19 protein-coding genes, 1 tRNA gene, 1 other RNA gene and 1 riboswitch are annotated in these 18,534 nt (G+C 68.6%); of the genes, 18 read left to right on the top strand and 3 right to left on the bottom strand.

Going from position 1 to position 18,534, the window contains the following annotated elements:
• Nucleotides 1-68: 68 nt before the first annotated feature.
• Together ACFXN1_RS06355 and ACFXN1_RS06360 are read right to left on the bottom strand one after the other, a co-directional pair.
• A tRNA-Ser gene (locus ACFXN1_RS06355) sits at nucleotides 69-157 on the bottom strand.
• Nucleotides 158-211: 54 nt separating this feature from the next.
• On the bottom strand, nucleotides 212-1,309 hold the full coding sequence (locus ACFXN1_RS06360; protein WP_379442770.1) for a hypothetical protein: 1,098 nt from the start codon (nucleotides 1,307-1,309) through the stop codon (nucleotides 212-214).
• A gap of 99 nt (nucleotides 1,310-1,408) precedes the next feature.
• On the opposite strand from ACFXN1_RS06360, the gene ffs reads away from it, so the two are divergent.
• Together ffs and ACFXN1_RS06370 are read left to right on the top strand one after the other, a co-directional pair.
• Nucleotides 1,409-1,503: signal recognition particle sRNA small type (gene ffs, locus ACFXN1_RS06365), an RNA gene on the top strand.
• A gap of 140 nt (nucleotides 1,504-1,643) precedes the next feature.
• Complete coding sequence (locus tag ACFXN1_RS06370) at nucleotides 1,644-2,933, top strand: aminotransferase class I/II-fold pyridoxal phosphate-dependent enzyme (RefSeq protein WP_379442769.1); 1,290 nt, start codon at nucleotides 1,644-1,646, stop codon at nucleotides 2,931-2,933.
• A 60-nt stretch (nucleotides 2,934-2,993) separates the two neighbouring features.
• On the opposite strand, the gene ACFXN1_RS06375 is transcribed toward ACFXN1_RS06370, so the two are convergent.
• Entirely contained in the window at nucleotides 2,994-3,848 is an 855-nt protein-coding gene (locus ACFXN1_RS06375; protein ID WP_379442768.1) for a methyltransferase domain-containing protein, read from the bottom strand.
• A gap of 76 nt (nucleotides 3,849-3,924) precedes the next feature.
• On the opposite strand from ACFXN1_RS06375, the gene ACFXN1_RS06380 reads away from it, so the two are divergent.
• The 16 genes from ACFXN1_RS06380 (at nucleotide 3,925) to ACFXN1_RS06455 (ending at nucleotide 18,525) form a co-directional block, all read left to right on the top strand.
• Nucleotides 3,925-4,503 (top strand): HhH-GPD-type base excision DNA repair protein, encoded by a 579-nt coding sequence (locus ACFXN1_RS06380; protein ID WP_379442767.1) that lies wholly within the window; start codon nucleotides 3,925-3,927, stop codon nucleotides 4,501-4,503.
• A 117-nt stretch (nucleotides 4,504-4,620) separates the two neighbouring features.
• Nucleotides 4,621-5,316, top strand: coding sequence for a hypothetical protein (locus tag ACFXN1_RS06385; RefSeq protein ID WP_379442766.1), 696 nt, complete (start codon nucleotides 4,621-4,623; stop codon nucleotides 5,314-5,316).
• Between the two features lie 157 nt (nucleotides 5,317-5,473).
• Entirely contained in the window at nucleotides 5,474-6,196 is a 723-nt protein-coding gene (locus ACFXN1_RS06390) for a hypothetical protein (protein ID WP_379442765.1), read from the top strand.
• Between the two features lie 203 nt (nucleotides 6,197-6,399).
• Nucleotides 6,400-7,095 carry a hypothetical protein gene (locus tag ACFXN1_RS06395; protein WP_379442764.1) on the top strand — a complete coding sequence of 232 codons (696 nt, stop codon included), beginning with the start codon at nucleotides 6,400-6,402 and terminating at the stop codon, nucleotides 7,093-7,095.
• Nucleotides 7,096-7,227: 132 nt separating this feature from the next.
• The gene (locus ACFXN1_RS06400) at nucleotides 7,228-7,776 is read left to right on the top strand and encodes a flavin reductase family protein (RefSeq protein ID WP_379442763.1); all 549 of its coding nucleotides are present in this window, start codon (nucleotides 7,228-7,230) and stop codon (nucleotides 7,774-7,776) included.
• A gap of 102 nt (nucleotides 7,777-7,878) precedes the next feature.
• Nucleotides 7,879-7,971, top strand: a riboswitch (SAM riboswitch).
• Between the two features lie 17 nt (nucleotides 7,972-7,988).
• The gene (locus ACFXN1_RS06405) at nucleotides 7,989-8,876 is read left to right on the top strand and encodes an amino acid ABC transporter permease (protein ID WP_379442771.1); all 888 of its coding nucleotides are present in this window, start codon (nucleotides 7,989-7,991) and stop codon (nucleotides 8,874-8,876) included.
• A complete protein-coding gene (locus ACFXN1_RS06410) occupies nucleotides 8,873-9,637 on the top strand; it encodes an amino acid ABC transporter ATP-binding protein (protein ID WP_379442762.1) in 765 nt (254 codons plus the stop codon). Before ACFXN1_RS06405 ends, ACFXN1_RS06410 begins: the two co-directional genes overlap by 4 nt.
• Before the next feature lie 28 nt (nucleotides 9,638-9,665).
• Complete coding sequence (locus ACFXN1_RS06415) at nucleotides 9,666-10,643, top strand: ABC transporter substrate-binding protein (protein WP_379442761.1); 978 nt, start codon at nucleotides 9,666-9,668, stop codon at nucleotides 10,641-10,643.
• Nucleotides 10,640-11,158 carry a GNAT family N-acetyltransferase gene (locus ACFXN1_RS06420; RefSeq protein ID WP_379442760.1) on the top strand — a complete coding sequence of 173 codons (519 nt, stop codon included), beginning with the start codon at nucleotides 10,640-10,642 and terminating at the stop codon, nucleotides 11,156-11,158. Before ACFXN1_RS06415 ends, ACFXN1_RS06420 begins: the two co-directional genes overlap by 4 nt.
• Nucleotides 11,155-12,225 carry an LLM class flavin-dependent oxidoreductase gene (locus tag ACFXN1_RS06425; RefSeq protein ID WP_379442759.1) on the top strand — a complete coding sequence of 357 codons (1,071 nt, stop codon included), beginning with the start codon at nucleotides 11,155-11,157 and terminating at the stop codon, nucleotides 12,223-12,225. Before ACFXN1_RS06420 ends, ACFXN1_RS06425 begins: the two co-directional genes overlap by 4 nt.
• Complete coding sequence (locus ACFXN1_RS06430; RefSeq protein WP_379442758.1) at nucleotides 12,222-13,856, top strand: ABC transporter substrate-binding protein; 1,635 nt, start codon at nucleotides 12,222-12,224, stop codon at nucleotides 13,854-13,856. The genes ACFXN1_RS06425 and ACFXN1_RS06430 overlap by 4 nt, the downstream gene beginning before the upstream one ends.
• Before the next feature lie 4 nt (nucleotides 13,857-13,860).
• Nucleotides 13,861-14,820, top strand: a complete 960-nt coding sequence (locus tag ACFXN1_RS06435) for an ABC transporter permease (protein WP_379442756.1) — start codon at nucleotides 13,861-13,863, stop codon at nucleotides 14,818-14,820.
• Nucleotides 14,813-14,974, top strand: a complete 162-nt coding sequence (locus ACFXN1_RS06440) for a hypothetical protein (RefSeq protein WP_379442755.1) — start codon at nucleotides 14,813-14,815, stop codon at nucleotides 14,972-14,974. The genes ACFXN1_RS06435 and ACFXN1_RS06440 overlap by 8 nt, the downstream gene beginning before the upstream one ends.
• Nucleotides 14,967-15,806, top strand: a complete 840-nt coding sequence (locus ACFXN1_RS06445; RefSeq protein WP_379442753.1) for an ABC transporter permease — start codon at nucleotides 14,967-14,969, stop codon at nucleotides 15,804-15,806. Before ACFXN1_RS06440 ends, ACFXN1_RS06445 begins: the two co-directional genes overlap by 8 nt.
• The gene (locus ACFXN1_RS06450; RefSeq protein ID WP_379442752.1) at nucleotides 15,803-17,428 is read left to right on the top strand and encodes a dipeptide ABC transporter ATP-binding protein; all 1,626 of its coding nucleotides are present in this window, start codon (nucleotides 15,803-15,805) and stop codon (nucleotides 17,426-17,428) included. Before ACFXN1_RS06445 ends, ACFXN1_RS06450 begins: the two co-directional genes overlap by 4 nt.
• On the top strand, nucleotides 17,428-18,525 hold the full coding sequence (locus ACFXN1_RS06455; RefSeq protein ID WP_379442750.1) for an LLM class flavin-dependent oxidoreductase: 1,098 nt from the start codon (nucleotides 17,428-17,430) through the stop codon (nucleotides 18,523-18,525). Before ACFXN1_RS06450 ends, ACFXN1_RS06455 begins: the two co-directional genes overlap by 1 nt.
• The last annotated feature ends 9 nt before the right edge of the window (nucleotides 18,526-18,534 follow it).

Raw genomic sequence — 18,534 nt, forward strand, 5'->3', positions numbered from 1 at the left:
TTGCCAAGACCGTTGCCAGAAGCCCCTGGCCAGAACCGGAAAAACCGATCCCGACCAGGGTCTTTCCCTGGCGGAGGATAGGGGATTTGAACCCCTGAGGGCTGTTAACCCAACCCGCGTTCCAGGCGAGCGCCATAGGCCACTAGGCGAATCCTCCGCCGAGCAATATACCGGGTGCCCCCCTGGTGGAAGCAAATGCCGTGGTCGGCGGCTACTTCTTCTTCAGATTGTTGAGGGCTTTCTGGGCCTGGTCCTTGCAGACCTGGGCGATCTCGTCCTTGCTGACGTCCTGGCCCTTGGCCATGCGCAGGCGGATGTTGACCTTGATGGAGGCGTTGTCGTCCTTGACCGCGACCGTGTAGTCGGTGGTGGTCCAGTAGGTCCAGTCGTCGACCTTGGCCGACCAGTAGCCCGCCTCGCCGATGCCGTTCACGTCGCCGGCGGTGCGGCCGCTGCCGGTGGTGCCGGTGTCGGACGTCTTCCAGGTGTCGTATTCGGGCTTGTTGTAGGCCGTCGACGCGCCGCTCAGGAAGGACACGTCGAGGGTGAGGTCGGCGGTGTTGGTGGTGTACTTGTCGGTCTTGCTGGCCTCTTCGTTGCCGGCGCGGCATTCGAAGCGCCCGCCCGAGTAGTCGGTGGGCTTGGTCTCGGAGTGCTCGGGGGTGCCCTTGGAGGTGGGCACCCACTTGCTGAGCACCGAGGTGTCGATCACGCTGCAGCCGTTGGTGACACCGTCCATCGTGTACTTGCCGGCGTTCTTCTTCTTGTCGTCGCTCAGCGGCGAGGGGCCGTCGCCGCCGGAGAGGGCGACCGCGCCGATGATGACGCCGACGATCACCACCAGGCCGATGACACCGCCGACGATCCAGCCGGTCTTGTTGCCGCCCGAGCGGGGCGGCTGCGCCGGGTAGCCGTAGGCGGGCGCGATCGGCGGGGTCGGAGGCGGCGGGGCGTACTGCTGCTGGGGGAAGCCGCCGGACATCGGTTGCTGCGCATAGCCCCCGGAGGCCGGCTGCTGCGGGTAACCTCCCGGCACCGCCTGCTGCGGGAATCCTCCCGACATCGCCTGCTGCGGGAATCCACCCGACACCGCCGGGTAGCCGCCTGAGGGCTGGCCGGGCGAAAGCGGCTGGGCGGGCGGCGTGTATGGCGGGATGCCGCCGGCGTTGTAGTTCAGCATGGTCGGGTCCGTGCCCTGGACCGGTTGGCCGGCGTCGGTTCCGCTGGGCGGGGTGGCCCACCACTGCGCGGTTTCCTGGGCCTTCGCCGGGTCGTGCGGCCCACCCGATCCTGGATCGGAACTCGTCATCTCGTCTTTCCCCTCCGGAATTTCGCGGGTGACCCCGCTTATCGCAGGCATCGTATCGACCCGATGCCGCACGCGGCGCGGTGAGCCGCTACACTGGCCGACGGATCCAGCGCGGCGCGCATCCTGTGAACTCCCCCAGGGCCGGAAGGCAGCAAGGGTCAACGGGCTCTGCCGGGTGCGCTGGGTCCCCTTTCATTTTCGGGGCCCGATCGGGTGGCGGCGGAACTGTATATATCCCTGCCGAATCGGAGCGGCCGCCTAGTAACGTGGTCGGTTGGGTTCGCGGTGCGCGCAACCCTGGACAAACATCCCACGCCATTGGAAAGGCTGTCAGATGCCTCGGCAGACGCAATTCGGTTTGATGAGCCATGCGGAACTCGTGACGGAACACGAGACGCAGACCGCGAACTACGCGAAGCTCAAGACCGAGAAGCTGACGCTGGACATTACGAGGGGAAAGCCCTCGCCCGAGCAGCTGGACCTCTCGCAGGAACTCCTCGAGCTGCCGGGCACCGCCGACTACCGCGACGCCAACGGCACCGATGTGCGCAATTACGGTGGCCTGCACGGCCTGCCGGAGCTGCGCGCCATCTTCGGTGAGCTGCTCGGCATTCCGATGTCGAATCTGCTCGCCGGCAACAACGCCAGCCTGGAGATCATGCACGACCTGCTGGTGTTCTCGATGCTGTACGGCACCGCCGATTCGGTGCGCCGCTGGGCCGACGAGCCGGCGCTCAAGTTCCTGTGCCCGGTGCCGGGGTACGACCGGCACTTCGCCATCACCGAGTCGCTGGGCTTCGAGATGATCCCGATCCCGATGAAGGGTGACGGCCCGGACACCCATCTGATCGCGGAGCTGGTGGCGTCGGACCCCAGCATCAAGGGTCTGTGGGCGGTGCCGAACTACTCCAACCCGACCGGCGTCACCTTCTCCGAAGCCGTTACCCGCGAACTGGTTTCGATGCCGACGGCCGCGCCGGACTTCCGCCTGTTCTGGGACAACGCCTACGCGGTGCACCCGCTCACCGACACCGCGGAGCCGGTGCTGGACGTGCTGGGCCTGGCCGCGGCGGCGGGGCACCCGAACCGCCCGTTCGTGCTGGCCTCCACCTCGAAGATCACCTTCGCGGGTGCGGGCGTGAGCTTCTTCGGCTCGTCGACCGCCAACCTGGAGTGGTACCTGAAGCACCTGGGCAAGAAGACCATCGGCCCGGACAAGGTGAACCAGCTGCGGCACCTGCGCTTCTTCGGGGACGCCGAGGGCGTGCGGGAGCACATGCAGAAGCACCGCGCCATCCTGGAGCCGAAATTCAAACTGGTGCTGCGGATTCTGGAGGACCGGCTGGGCGCCTCGAAGGTGGCGTCCTGGACCGAGCCCAAGGGCGGCTACTTCATCAGCCTGGACGTGCTGGAGGGCACCGCGAGCAAGGTGGTGGCGCTGGCCAAGGACGCGGGCATCGCGCTGACCCCCGCCGGATCGTCCTACCCGTACGGAAAGGACCCGGAGGACAAGAACATTCGCATCGCGCCCAGCTTCCCGTCCGAGGGTGAGCTGGAGCAGGCGATGGAGGGCCTGGCCACCTGCGTGCTGCTGGCCGCATCCGAGAAGCTCATGAATCTCTGAGGCGCACAACGAAACGAGCGGCGCGCACCCCGAAACGGTGCGCGCCGCTCGTGTTTCCGGTCAGTGTGGCTTGTGGGCCAGCACCGCGAAGATGGTCACCGACAGGTGGATGTCGCCGCTGGCGGCGCCGGCCTCCAGGTCGGCGAGCAGCTGGTCGCGCTGGCGCTCGGAAATGGCGCTGCGCGCGACGGCCCGGTCCGCCACCCGGGCGAGGAGCGCGCCCGCACCGACGCGGCCGTCCTGCACCAGCGCGTGCGAGCCGATGTCGTCGACGACCAGCCCGGCCTTGGTGAGCTGACCCGCCAGGCGGCGGCCCGCGTAGGGATTCGTGGTGCCCGCGATCATGGTTTCGATGACCTCGTGCACCACGTGCCGGTCGCCCGGATGCACGATGGCCGTGCCCCAGTCGCTGTCCATGACCACCACGCGCCCGCCGGGGCGCAGCACCCGGGCGATCTCCCCGGCGGCCCGGGCGGGTGCGGTGAGGTGCTGGAAGACGCGCTCGCACAGCGCCACGTCGAAGCTCTCGCTGCCGACGGGCAGACCGTAGGCGTCACCGCTGACGAATTTGGCGGCGGATCCGGCCTGGGCGGCGCGGCGTTCGGCGGCGCTGCGCAGGTGCGGGTCGGGTTCGACGCCGAGCGCGGTGCCGGTGGGGCCGACCAGGTCGGCGAAGGCCAGCACCTCCGACCCGGAGCCGGACCCGATGTCGACGGCGCTCTCGCCGGGCCGGGTGGCCAGGGCCTCGTGGGCCCAGGTGCGCAGGCTCCGGATGCCCGGCAGCGCTGCCTGTAGATCGTGAACGTCGACGAGCTGGTCTTGTCCATCGCGGTCGAAACGGTCCGGTCGCAGTCCGGACCCAGCGGCAGGGTGCGCCGCGGTTCGCACTGAAGAATCAGCCATGGTGTCGGGCATGGCCGCAGCCTAGTCCTTCTGCGGGCACAGCGTGACCCGCGTCACCGCGACCGGGGATGAATGGGATGATCGATGCATGGTGAGCCGCACGCTGTGTATTGCGCAGGAATCCGATGCCGACGAGCTGCTTTCGACCGATGATTTCGCCCTGTTGGTCGGAATGATGCTGGATCAGCAGTTTCCGATGGAGCACGCATTCCGCGGCCCGTGGAAACTCGCCGACCGCATGGGCGGGTTCGATATCCACAAGATCGCCGCCGCCGATCCCGAAGAATTCGAGGAGCTGGCCGCGACCCCGCCGGCCATCCACCGCTACGGCCGTTCCATGGGCCGGCGCGTCCAGGAGCTGGCTCGATTCATCGTGGAGAACTACGACGGCACGACCGCGGCGCTCTGGACCGAGGGTGATCCGGACGGCAAGGAAATCCTGAAGCGGCTGAAGAAGCTGCCGGGTTTCGGCGATCAGAAGGCGCGGATCTTCCTGGCGCTCTTGGGTAAACAGCGCGGGCTGACCGCAAACGGCTGGCGCGAGGCCGCGGGCGCGTACGGCGAGGACGGTTCCCGCCGCTCGGTCGCCGATGTCACCGATGCCGAATCCCTCACTCAGGTGCGGGAATTCAAGAAACAGGCGAAGGCCGCCGCCAAGGCGAAGTAACCGGTGTCCGATTCGCCCGGATCGAATCAAGCTGGTTTTTAACCTCCAGAAACCTGGGAGGTTGCTTAATGCTTGCCGCCGACAGTTCAGTTCGCGGCAGTGGGAAGCAGTACCAGCATGAAGATGAGGAAATTCGCCGGAATCGCGGCATTGACGATCGCGGCGACCGGCGTGACCGCCGGAACCGCCTACGCCGGTCCGGCCAAGGCCGACGACGGCGCGATCAGCTACACGGCCCAGACGACCGATGCCGGCACGGTCATCCGGACCGACGCCGGTTCGATCGTGGTCGAGGACGGCGCGCTGAAGATCAAGGCCGCCAATGGGACCACCGTCGCGGGCACGGAATTGAAATTCCGCGTCGACGACTTCGAGTTCCCGATCGCGGCGCAGGTCAGCGACCGCACGGCCACCCTGACGCCGCAGCTCGACGTGGACCACGCGGTCTACAAGCCGGTCGCGCTGCCCTATGAGGACCAGGCCCCCTGGAAGACCCAGTACGACCGTGAGCAGGCCGCCTGGAACCGCCTGCGCGACACCATCAGCCTGGGCGCGACCGTGGGCACGCTGGTCGGCGGCCTCGGCGGCGCGGCGCTGGGCTGCATCGCGGGCATCGGCGTCGGCCTGGTAGCCACCGGTGCGCTGGCCACGCTGTTCGGCGCGGGTCCGCTCGCGGGCTGCGTGGTGGGTGCGGCCACCGTCGGCTTCCTGGGTACCATCGCCGGTCAGTTGTTCGTCACGGCTCCGGTCGCGATTGCCGCTGCGGTGCAATACTTCACGACTATCAATCAGCCGTTCACGCCTGCCAAGTAGGCAATTTCGGCAACCGATGGGCAAAGGTTCACCGGCAAGGAACCGACGTGCCACGTTGCGTTTGAAAAGGTCGGTTTCCATCACAGCGTCCCAGGGCTACACCTGACCTTGTTGCCCTGGGGCGCATCCGCTCATCTGAAGAGGAATTCCAGAACACATGCGTCTCAAGAAATTCGCCGCGGTGTCCGCGCTGGTCGTCGCCGCCCTCGGCGTCACCGCCGGTACCGTGAACGCCGCGCCGGCCGCCGATGACAACGCGCCGATCAACTACACCGCCACCAACTCCGAGACCAACACCGTCATCCGCACGGATGCCGGTTCCATGGTCGTCGAGAACGGCAACTTCGAGATCAAGGCCGCCAACGGCAACATCGTCGCCGGTATGCCGCTGAAGGTCCAGGTGGACGACTTCACCTTCCCGATCGCCGCGGAGATCTCGGACCACACCGCGACCCTGACCCCGCAGTACGACATGGACCACGCGGTCTACACGCCGGGCAACGTCAAGGACGTCGCGCTGCCGTACGAGGACCAGGCTCCGTGGAAGTCGGACTACGACCGCGAGCAGGCCGCCTGGAACCGCATGAAGGACACCATCTCCACCGGTGCCACCATCGGCACCCTGGTCGGCGGTCTCGGCGGCGCGGCCGTCGGCTGTGTCCTCGGCTTCGGTGCCGCCGGTCTGGTCTCGATTCCGCTGGCCACCCTGTTCGGCGCGGGCCCGATCATCGGCTGCCTCGTCGGCGCTTCGACCGTTGGCTTCCTGGGTACCCTGGCGGGTCAGCTGTTCGTGACCGCGCCGGTCGCCATCGCCGCCGCGATCCAGTACTTCTCCACCATCAACGGGCCGCACATCACCGCTCCGGCTCCGGCCAAGTAAGAGCGCGGTTCTATAAGAGCGAGGGGCTCCATAGGCATCAGCAAATACCTCATCGGGACAGCCCGCTCGGCCGTATGGCCGGGCGGGTTTCCCATTTCAACTGTTCACCGCGCCAGCATCCCGGATCCATATCTCGTTCGGGTCGGCCCGTTTCGATCAGTCGGTCCACACCTGCGGACTGTCTGATGAGGAAACGAAGGAAAATGCGCTTCAAGAATTTCGCCGCGACCGCGGCGCTGGTCATCGCCGCGATGGGCGTAACCGCCGGCACCGTCAATGCGGCCCCGGCTGCCGACAATGGCGTGATCGATTACGCGGCAACGACTTCCGACACCAACACCATCATCCACACCGATGGTGGCTCGATGGTGGTCGAGGACGGCACCTTCAAGATCAAGGCTGCCAATGGCACCGTGCTGGCCGGCCTGCCGCTGAACTTCCGGGTCGACGACTTCGAGTTCCCGATCGCCGCGGAGATCGCCGACCACACCGCGACCCTGACCCCGCAGTACGACACGGATCACGCGGTCTACAAGCCGATCAACCTGCCCTACGAGGACCAGGCTCCGTGGAAGTCGGACTACGACCGTGAGCAGGCTGCCTTCAACCGCCTGAAGGACACCATCTCCACCGGCGCCACCATCGGCACCCTGGTCGGCGGTCTCGGCGGCGCGGCCGTCGGCTGCATCGCCGGCATCGGCGTGGGTCTGGTCGCCACCGGCGCCCTGGCCACCCTGTTCGGCCTCGGCCCGCTCGGCGGCTGCATCCTGGGCGCGGCCACCGTCGGCTTCCTGGGCACCATCGCCGGTCAGCTGTTCGTGACCGCGCCGGTCGCCATCGCCGCCGCCTACAACTACTTCGTCACCATCAACCAGCCGTCGCTGAACGTGCCCAAGTAATTCCGGGGCTACGCGCTCACACCCCATCGCGAGATCATCGGCCCCCGTTCGACATCCGTCGGGCGGGGGTTCGTTGTAATCGGGGTGAGCCCAATACTGTTGTCGGGTGCACGGCGGTGCTGAAGTGGGGTAATGGGCGAGCTGACCTCGATTCACGGCGCGGCTGCCGCGCTCACTCCGGTCGACGGGACCGATCTGCGGCGGGCCTTTTCGCACTTTCCCAGCGGGGTGGTGGCCGTGTGCGCACGCATCGGCGGGACACCGTACGGCCTGGTGGCGAGCACCTTCGTGCCGGTCTCCCTGGACCCGCCGCTGGTGTCGATCTGCATTCAGTATTCGTCGGAGACCTGGCCGCGGCTGGAGCAGGCGAGCCGTTTGGGCCTGAGTCTGCTCAGCAGCGAGCAGGAGCCGGCGGCGCGCGGGCTGAGCTCGCGGCGGGGAGACCGCTTCCGCAATGTCGACCTGCACCCCGGGAACGGGAACGCGGCGTTCGTCGCCGGGGCCACGGCGTGGCTGGAAACCTCGGTGCACGAACAGGTTCCGGCCGGTGATCACGCGGTGGTGCTGCTGCGGGTGCACCGGCTCGGCACGTACCCCGATTCGGAGCCGCTGGTCTTCCACCGCAGCGGTTTCCGCGCCCTCTACGACCCGTCCCCGGAGCGCGACGAGGCCGCGGGCTGATTCCCCCGTTTCCACCGGAATTCCGGAAAACGACTGTCATGCAATTGAATTCACGTTGATCGGGACCGGCGACATACGCCGTCGGAATTCGTAGTGTCGTCTACACCATCCAGAGCGATCGAGAGACCCGGCTCGCAGACATCGCAGCAACCCCCGCGCACGTGGTGCGGGTGCTTCCGCCGGGACCGATGGAGGACGAATCCATGAGTACGCTGGCGGCGCCCACGCAGACGGAGCCCGAAGCCGAACACCACGACGGGGATCTGCCGATCGTCCGCGCCCGCCACCCGTGGCGCTGGGTCACCGCGGCGATCGCGCTCGTGCTGGTCGCGCAGTTCGCGCACGGGCTGATCACCAACCCGGGCTGGGATTGGGGAACCTTCGCGCAGTATGTCACCGCGAAGACGGTGTTGTCGGCGCTGAAGGTGACGCTGGAGCTGACCTTCTGGGGCACCCTGCTGGGCTTCTTCCTCGGTGTCTGGCTGGCCGTGGGCCGATTGTCGAAGAACCCGGTGCTGCAGGCGATCTCGTGGACCTATGTCTGGGCCTTCCGGTCGATCCCGCTGATCGTGCAGTTGCTGTTCTGGTTCAATCTGGCCTACCTGTACAAGACGCTGTCGCTGGGCATTCCGTTCGGGCCGGAGTTCGCGCGGTTCCAGACCAATGGCGTGATCAGCGGATTCACCGCGGCCGTCATCGGTTTGGCGCTGCATCAGGCCGCGTATTCGGCGGAGATCATCCGGGCCGGGATCATCTCGGTCGACGAGGGCCAGTGGGAGGCGGCCCGGTCGCTGGGCCTGCCGTGGCGGCGGCAGTTCTTCACGATCGTGGCGCCCCAGGCGATGCGCGGAATTCTGCCGAATGCCGCCAATGAGGTGATCAGCCTTTTCAAGGGCACCTCGATCGTGTCTACCATGGCGATTGCCGAGCTGTTCTATCAGGTGCAGGTCATCTACGGCCGCAATGGCCGGGTGGTGCCGCTGCTCATGGTGGCCACGGTCTGGTACATCCTGCTGACCACCGTGCTGACCGTCATTCAGTTCTATATCGAGCGGCACTTCTCGAAGAGCCGTCGTTCGAAGGCCGGTGATCGGCGATGACCGAGTTCGCGATCGAATTGCGCGGCATCCGAAAGTCCTTCGGCCGCAATGAAGTCCTCTCGGGCATCGACTTGGCGGTGCGCCCCGGCGAGGTGACGGTGATCCTGGGCCCGTCGGGTTCGGGCAAGTCGACGCTGCTGCGCACGATCAACCACCTCGAGCAGGTGGACGGTGGCACCGTGCGGGTCGGCGGCGAGCTGGTCGGCTACCGGCGCAAGGGCGGCAAGCTGCACGAGCTGCACGAACGCGAGATCCTGCGGCAGCGGGCACGCATCGGATTCGTGTTCCAGAACTTCAATCTCTTTCCGCACCTGACAGTTCGGGAGAATGTGGCGCTCGCGCCGGTGGCCGCGCAGCGCCGCTCCAAGGCCGAGGTGAACGCCGAGGCGCTGGAGTTGCTGGCGCGGGTCGGCCTGGCGGACAAGGCGGACGAGTATCCGAGCCGGTTGTCGGGTGGGCAGCAGCAGCGCGTGGCCATCGCGCGGGCGCTGGCCCTGCGGCCGGAGGTGGTGCTGTTCGACGAGCCCACGTCCGCGCTGGATGCCGAGCTGGTCGGTGAAGTCCTCGATGTCCTCGAGGATCTGGCGCGCGGTGGTTCGACCCTGGTGATCGTCACCCACGAGGTCGGTTTCGCCCGCAAGGTCGCCGACACCGTGGTGCTGATGGACGCCGGCCGCATCGTCGAGCAGGGTCCGCCCGCGCAGCTGCTGGACAACCCGTCGCACCCGCGCACCAAAGCCTTTCTCGCGCACGTCCTCTGACGTGTTCCCACTAGGTAAGGAAAAGCCCATGTCCCTGGCGAGCCGTCGCAGACGGACCAGAGTCCTGATCGCCGTCACGCTGCTCAGTCTGCTGGTGGGCGGCTGTGGCAATGGTGATGGCGGCACCAGCGACACGCGCAGCGTGAACGGCCTTACCTATGACCTCTCACCGGAGCAGAAGGGGCGCATTCACGCCGGCCAGGTGGATTCGATTGCCGCGCAGGTCCCGCAGGCCATTCGCGACCGCGGCACGCTGGTGGTCACCGGCACTGTCGGCGCGACGCCGCCGCTCGGCTTCTACGCCACCGACGATCGGACCGTCATCGGCTCCGAGGTGGATGTCGCCACGCTGATCGCCGACATTCTCGGCCTGAAGCTGGAGCGCCGGAACGGGGACTGGTCACAGAACTTCGTGAAGATCGACTCGGGCGAGGTCGACCTGTTCGTCAGCAATGTCACGCTCACCGAGGAGCGCAAGGAGAAGTACGACTTCGCCACCTACCGCAAGGACAATATCGCGCTGGAGGTGCCCAAGGATTCGACCTGGACCTATCAGGACCGGAAGTCGCTGGCGGGCAAGAAGATCGGCGTCGGCTCAGGCACCAATCAGGAGCAGCTGCTGGTCGCCTGGAACGACCGGAACGTGGCCGAGGGGCTGCCCGAACTGGAACTCGCCTACTACCAGCAATCCTCGGACTACTACCTGGCGCTGTCCTCCGGCCGGATCGACGGCTATGTGGGCCCCAACCCGGCGGCGCAGTATCACTCCGCGACGACCGGCAACAAGGTGCTCACCACCTGGTCCGGCGCGGGAGACGCACTACAGGCCGAGATCGCGGCACTCACCCGCAAGGACAACGGGCTCATCGGCCCCGTGCAGCAGGCCATCCAGTACGCCATCGACCACGGGGCCTACAAACAGGTCCTCGACCGCTGGGGCCTCGGTAACGAGGCCGTGCAGCAGTCGCGGATCAATCCGCCCGGACTACCCAAGAAGAAGGGATGAGCGTGTCGCGCACCGTATTCCACGTCGCACAGCACGATCCGCTGGCCGCGCCGCTGCTGGCGGAGCTGGCCATCGAATACAGCAGCCGCTACGGCCGCACCCCGGGTGAGATACACGCGGATCTGACCGGCTATTCGGCCAGTCATTTCGCGCCGCCGCACGGCGATCTGCTGATCGTGGTGGAGGACGGCGAACCGGTGGCGGGCGGCGCCTTCCAGCGCTTCGACGCGGAAACCGCGGAGCTGAAACGGATCTGGACGTCGAGCGCGCACCGCCGCCGGGGGCTGGGCCGGTTCGTGCTCGAGCAGCTGGAGGCCGAGATCGCCCGGCGCGGTTACCGGCGCATCTACCTGACCACCGGTCCGCGCCAGCCGGAGGCCGTGGCGCTGTACACGGCCGCGGGCTACACCGCGCTGCCGCGCGACATCGTGAAGGAGGTCGGGCACGTGCACCCGTTCGAGAAGTACGTCCCCGCCGGCCGGCGCTCCGGCGACACCGAGGCGGTCCCGGCATGAAATTCCTGCTCCTGACCCTGATCACGCACACCCCGGACCCGGTGACCGGCGCTGCCGAGACGCCCCGCCGGCGGTTGCGCCGCGTGGTCGACAGCGCCCGGCTGGCCGAGGATCTCGGGTACGACGGCTTCGCGGTGGGGGAGCGGCACGAGGATCCGTTCATCTCCGCCGCCCCGCCGGTGGTGCTGAGCCATATCGCCGCGGTCACCTCGCGCCTGGCCCTGTTCACCGGTGTCACCACGCTGAGCCTGCTGGATCCGGTGCGCGCGTTCGAGGACTACTCCACCCTGGACAACCTCTCCGACGGGCGCCTGGAACTGATCATCGGCAAGGGCAATGGCGCGGCGCAGGCCAAGCTGTTCCACGTCACCACCGATGACCAGTGGGATCGCAATCGCGAGGGCTACGAGCTGTTCCGCAAGCTCTGGGACAGCGACAGCGTCACCTGGTCCGGCCGCTTCCGGCCGGCGCTCACCGAGGCCAAGGCGCTGCCCCGGCCGCTGCAGCCGCGGCTGCGCATCTGGCACGGCAGCGCGACCAGCCGGGAATCCGCGGATTACGCGGCGCTCCACGGGGATCCGCTGTTCTCGGCGAATGTCACCTATCCGATCGAGCCGTACGCGGAACTGGTGGACCACTACCGGGAACGCTGGGCGGCCTACGGGCACGATCCGGCCGAGGCGCTGGTGGGCGCGGGTACGGCGGGCTTTCTGGTGACCCGGACCTCGCAGCAGGCCGTGGACCGGTATCGCCCGGTCTTCGAGGCCCGTCAGGCCGTGGCCCGGAAGTTCGGCGTACCCATCGTCTTCGAGACGGTGGAGGACTTCGTCGAACGCTCCTCCGCGCTCATCGGCAGCCCGGAACAGGTGCTGGACAAGGTGAGCCGCTATCACGAGCGGTTCGGCCACGAGGTGATCCACCTGAGCGCCGACGCCGACGGCCGCACCGAGGCCCAGCATCGCGAGAGCCTCGAGCTGTTCCGGGCCGAGGTCGCATCCGAACTGCGCCAACGCATTCCGAGCCGCCCGCTGGGCGGCGATCGCTACCTGTCCGGAGACCCCGCATGAATCACCCCCTCGCCGCCCGCGCGACCCGTCCCCTGGCGCTCGCGGGCGCGCTGGCCGCCACCCTCGCGCTGACCGCGTGCGGTGGCGGCGGTACCGCTGGCGGCAATGGCGAGCCGTCGGGCCCGCCGCAGCCGGGCGGCACCCTGCGCTACGGTCTGTCGCTGGCCCCGACCTGCTCGGATCCCGCGCAGTCGGCGACGAATCAGACCATCTACGTGACCCGGCAGATCGTCGACTCGCTGGTCGATCAGGACCCGGAATCCGGTGCGCTGAAGCCGTGGCTGGCGGACACCTGGACCGTTTCGGCGGACGCCAAGTCGTTCACCTTCCATCTGAAGGACGGGATCACCTTCAGCGACGGCACCCCGCTCACCGCGGATTCGGTGCGCAAGAACTTCGATTCGATCGTCGCCCTCGGCGGGGCAAAGGCGCCGCTGGCCGCGAGCTACCTGGCCGGATACACCGGCAGCACGGTGGTGGATCCGCGCACGGTGCGGGTGGACTTCGCAGCGCCGAATGCCCAGTTCCTGCAGGCGACATCGACGCCGCAGCTGGGGATCCAATCCGACGCCACGGTCGCCAAGCCCGCCGACGACCGCTGCCTGGGCGCGAATATCGGCAGCGGCCCGTTCACCTACGCGGAGTGGAAGCAGAATGTCTCGGCCACGCTGGCCAAGCGCGCCGGATATGCCTGGGGCTCTGCGGTTTTCGCCGGTCAGGGTGAGGCGTACCTGGACAAGATCGTATTCACCGTGGTCCCGGAGTCCGGGGTCCGCACCGGCAGTCTCGCCTCCGGTCAGCTCGATGCCATCAGTGACGCCCTGCCGCAGGATGTTTCGCAGATCGAAGCGGGTGGTGGCCGGGTGCAGTTCACCGCGAATCCGGGCGTGCCGTTCGGCCTCCAGGTGAATGTCACCCGCGGACCGCTGCGGGACCCGGCGGTGCGGGCGGCGCTGGTGCCCGCCCTCGACCGCAAGGAACTGGTGGACACCGTGCTGGGCCCGCAGTTCAAACCGGCCACCAGCGTGCTCGCCTCGAAAACTCCGGGGTACGTGGATCTTTCATCCCGCGTGAAGTACGACCCGGACGCGGCGAAGAAGCTCCTCGACCAGGCTGGATGGGTGCCCGGCGCGGACGGGATCCGGGTCAAGGACGGCCAGCGGCTCGCCGCGGGCGTCATCTTCTCCGCGGTCTTCGCGGGCAATCAGGCCATCCTCGAACTGACCCAGCAGCAATTGAAGGCGGTCGGATTCGATCTCCGCTTGGAGCCGCTGTCGGTGGCGGAATCGAATGTGCGCCAGAACAACAAGGACTTCGACTTCGACTACTACAACTCCACCCGTGCCGACGGCGACATCCTGCGCACCACCTTCGCGGTGGACCAGCGCAACCTGAACGCCCGCGGCCCGGCCGAGCCGCTGGACTCCCTGCTCGCCCGGCAGCTGTCGGCCACCGACCCGGCCGCGCGGGCCCGCATCATCGGCGATGCCCAGTCCGCGGTGCTGGATCAGGGCCTGTGGATTCCGACCATCGAACTGTCCCAGGCCATCGGCGTGGGCAAGGGCGTGGCCGGGGTGAAGTTCGAGGCGTCGGCCCGGTTGCAGTTCCACGACACCTGGCTGCGGCGGTAATCCCATGGGCCGCTACGTGATCGGACGGGTACTCCAGGCGGTGGGCGTGCTGTGGGCGGCATTCACGCTGTCGTTCGTGGTGCTCTATCTGCTGCCGGGAGATCCGGTGGACGTGGCCGCCAACGCCGCCACCGGCACCCCCGTGGACGCGGCGGCCGTCGCCGAAATGCGGGCCAGATACGGCCTGGACCAGCCGCTCTGGGCGCAGTACCGGACCGCTCTCACCCACGCGGTGCGCGGCGATCTCGGTCATTCGATCTTCAGCGGCCAGACCGTCACCGGCGCACTGGCCGAGGCGCTGCCCCCGACGCTGGCGCTGGCCGGGCTCGGCCTGCTGCTGGCGCTGCTGGGCGGTACCGGGCTCGCCCTGGCCGCCGCCTACACCGAGCGGCCGTGGCTACGTGGTCTGCTCACCGCACTACCGCCGATCGGGGCGTCCATGCCCGGGTTCTGGGTGGGATTGCTGCTGCTGCAGCTGTTCTCGTTCCGACTGCGGCTGGTGCCGGCGATCGGCGGGACCGGATTCAGCGGCACCATTCTGCCCGCCGTCACCCTGGCCATTCCGGTGGGCGCGGTGATCGCCCAGGTGCTCTACAGCAGCCTGGTCGCCACCTGGCGGCAGCCGTTCGTGGCGGTCGCCTTCGCCAAGGGTGCGTCGCGCTGGTGGGTGCAGCTGCGCCACGTGCTGCGGCCCGCCGCGACCCCCGCGTTCACGGTGGCGGGCCTGTGGGTCGGCCAGGTGCTGGCGGGCTCGGTCGTCACCGAGACCGTGTTCTCCCGGCCGGGACTGGGCCGCCTCACCCAGGAATCGGTGCTGAACCAGGACATTCCGGTGGTGCAGGGCATCGTCGTGTTCGCCGCGCTGGTCTTCGTCACGGTCAACCTCCTCATCGATCTCGCCTATCCACTCTTGGATCCCCGTGTGGCGCACCGGGATACCCGCAAGGAGCGCGCCCATGTCTGACCTCCTGCCCGCTCACCTGATCCGGAACCTGCGCGACCACCTGCGCGTCCCCTCCGGCCCGCGCTCCCGGCTGCGAGTCATCACCCTGACCCACCCGCTCCTCGATCCCGGCATCGCCTACTGGCTCGGAGAAGAGGAGGCGTCCGATGCGTGAGGATCTGGTGCCGTGGCCGGCATCTGCCGCGTGGGTGCGCGAAAATCTCGGACTGTTGGCGGCGAGTGCTGTGGTGCTCTTGGTGCTGGCGTGGGCGGTCGCGCCGGCGGTATTCGCCGGTAGCGATCCCCTGCACGGAGTTCCGGCGCAGAAGCTGCGCGGGCCCAGCGCGGGGCACTGGTTCGGCACCGACAATCTCGGCCGGGACCTGTACGCACGCGTGGTGCACGGAACCGGTCTCTCGGTGAGCGCGACCGTGTTCGCGGTGCTGCTCGGGCTGATCGCGGGCTCGCTACTGGGGTTGGTGGCGGGCACGGCGGGCGGCGCGGTGGACACCGCGATCATGCGGGTGGTCGACGTGTTGCTGTCCATACCGGATCTGCTGGTCGCGCTCGCCATGATCACCGTGCTGGGGCTGGGCACCCGCAATGTGGCCATCGCCGTGGGTGTTTCGCTCATCGCCCGGTTCGCGCGGGTGATGCGGGGCGAGGTGCTGCGGGTGCGGCGGGCCCCGTATGTGGAGGCGGCCTTCGCCTCCGGGGTGCGCTGGCACACGGTGCTCTTCCGTCATGTGCTGCGCAATGCCTACGGTCCGGTGGCGGCGCTGGCGGCGGTGGACTTCGGGGTCGCGGTGCTGTTCGTGGCCTCACTGAGCTTCCTCGGCTACGGCGCGGTGCCGCCGACGCCGGAATGGGGATCGCTGGTGTCCGACGGCCGCGGTTTCCTGGCCACCGCGTGGTGGCTGACGACCATGCCCGGGCTGGTGATCGTCGTACTGGTGCTGTCCACTCAGCGGATTGCCCGCGCACTGCAGCAGGACGGTGCCCGATGACCGATCTGCTGTTGAGTATCGAGGGGCTGCAGGTCGAATACCGGGGCAGTACCGGGACGACGGCTGCCGTGCGCGGCGTTTCGCTGGAGGTGCGGCGCGGTGAGATGGTCGCGCTGGTGGGCGAATCCGGTTCGGGCAAGTCGACTCTCGCGCACGCGGTGATCGGGCTGCTGAACGGCGGCCGGATCACGGCGGGTGCGATCGGCTTCGCCGGGGAGCGCCTCGAGCACACCTCGCAGCGGGCGCTGCAACGGATCCGGGGTGCGCGCATCGGCCTGGTCCCCCAGGACCCGGGCACCTCGCTGAATCCGGTGCTGCGCATCGGCGATCAGGTGGGGGAGGTGCTGCGCATTCACGGCCGGGCGGATCGCCGCACCGCCCGGATCGAGGCGGTGCGGATTCTGGAGCAGGCCGGACTGGATCGGCCGGAGGTGCGGGCCGGGCAATATCCCCAGGATCTGTCCGGCGGCCAGCGCCAGCGCGTGCTGATCGGCATCGCCCTGGCCTGTGGCCCCGAACTGGTGATCGCCGACGAGCCGACCAGCGCTCTCGACGTCACCGTGCAGCGCCGCATTCTCGACCACCTCGCGCAGCGCACCGCGGAATCCGGTACGGCGGTCCTGCTCATCACCCACGACCTGGCAGTGGCCGCAGAACGCGCGGACCACATCGCGGTCATGCAGAACGGACTGATCGTCGAAACGGGCACGGCGGCAGAGGTACTGGGCAATCCACAGCACGAGTACACGAAGCGGTTGATCGCCGCCGCACCCACCCTCGACCGGGATCGGCATCCGCGACCCGTCCGCGAGCCCGCGACGCTGCTGGTGTCGGCGACCGGGCTGCGCAAATCCTTCCGTGTCACCAGGGATTTCACCGTCACCGCGGCCGACGACGTCTCCTTGGAGATCAATCGCGGCGAGACCCTGGCCGTGGTCGGCGAATCCGGTTCGGGCAAGTCCACCACCGCCCGCATCATCGCCCGGCTGGCCGCACCGGACGCGGGCACCGTGACCTTCGACGGGCAGGACATCACCGCGCTGAAAGGGGCCGGGCTGCGTGCGCTGCGCCGCCGCGTCCAGGTCGTCTATCAGAACCCGTACGTGTCGCTGAACCCCAAGCTGAGCATCGGCACGATCGTGTCGGAACCCTTGCAGGCGTTCGGAATCGGCGATCGCCGGTCCCGCCGCGCGACGGCCGCCGAACTCCTGGACCAGGTCGCGCTGCCGGCCGCCTACCTCGATCGCCGCCCCGCCGAACTCTCCGGCGGCCAGCGGCAGCGCGTCGCCATCGCCCGCGCCCTGGCCCTGCGTCCGGACCTGCTCGTCCTCGACGAACCGGTGTCGGCCCTGGACGTCTCGGTGCAGGCCCAGATCCTGGATCTGCTCGAACGGCTGCAAACCGACCTGGACCTGGCCTACCTGTTCATCTCCCATGACCTGGCCGTGGTCCGCCGCCTCGCCGACCGCGTGGCCGTCATGCGCCAGGGGTGTGTGGTCGAAACCGCCACCACTGCCGAGCTTTTCGGCAATCCGCAGAACGACTACACCCGCGAGCTGCTCGCGGCCGTCCCCCGGGCGACCCCGCCCGAGGTCCCCCTTCCGCTCGAAAGGACAGCCTGATGCCGCATCTCACTCCGCTGCTGCTGGGCCTGGAACTGTCCGGCACCGGCGTGCACCCGGCCTCCTGGCGGCGCGCCGACTCCCGCGCCGAGGACCTCTTCGATGCCCGCTACTGGGTGGGCGCACTGCGGGCCGCCGAGGATGCGGGCCTCGATCTCGCATTCCTGCCCGACGGATTCACCCTGCAACCGGCGGGTGCGATCGGCCGCCTGGACGCCGTGGCGGTGGCCGCGCGCGCCGCGGCGCAGACCCGGCGCATCGGCCTGATCCCGCAGGCATCGGTCACCCACACCGAGCCCTTCCACCTCTCCAAAGCCATTGCCAGCCTGGACTTCGCCACGAAGGGCCGGGCGGGCTGGGAGGTCACGGTGTCGGCGGGGGAGGCGGCCCGGTTCGGTCGCAAGCCGGAGCAGGACGACCGCTCCCGCTGGCGGGAGGCGGACGAGGCCGTCGAGGTGGTGTCGCGGCTGTGGGACAGCTGGGAGGACGACGCCGAGATCCGCGATACGTCCACCGGCCGCTTCATCGACCGCGACAAGCTGCACTACATCGACTTCGCCGGTGAGCACTTCTCGGTGAAGGGCCCGTCCATCACCCCGCGTCCGCCGCAGGGCCAGCCGCCGGTGGTGGTGCGCGCGGCCGATCCGCACAGCACCCGGGTGGCCGTGCACCGCGCCGACCTGATCCGCATTGCCGCACCGGATCTCGCGGCCGCCGCCGCCCTCCGCTCCGAACTGCGCTCCGCGGTCGCCGCCGCCGGGCGTGACCCCAACCGGGTCCGGGTGCTGCTCGATATCGACATCCAGCTGGCGGACACCGTGGACGCGGCCGCCGCCGACGTCGCCCAGCTGGAGGACTGGATCGCCACCCCGGCCCCGGCGACGGTGTTCCACATCGGCACCACCGCCGAACTCCGCGACCTGCTGCGCGGCGTCGAAAGCGACTGCGCGGCAGACGGCGTGGTGCTGCGCCCGCTGGCGCTGGCCGCCGCCCTGCCGCACCTGCCCGCTCTCACCCCGTCCCTGCGCGAGCGTCTGGGCCTGCCGCGTCCGGCCGGCCGCTACGCCGGTGGCGCGCACGTCACCGTCCACGCCTGAGGAGCCAGC

It is taken from the genome of Nocardia sp. NPDC059154, from assembly GCF_042755705.1.
Classification (GTDB): Bacteria; Actinomycetota; Actinomycetes; order Mycobacteriales; family Mycobacteriaceae; genus Nocardia.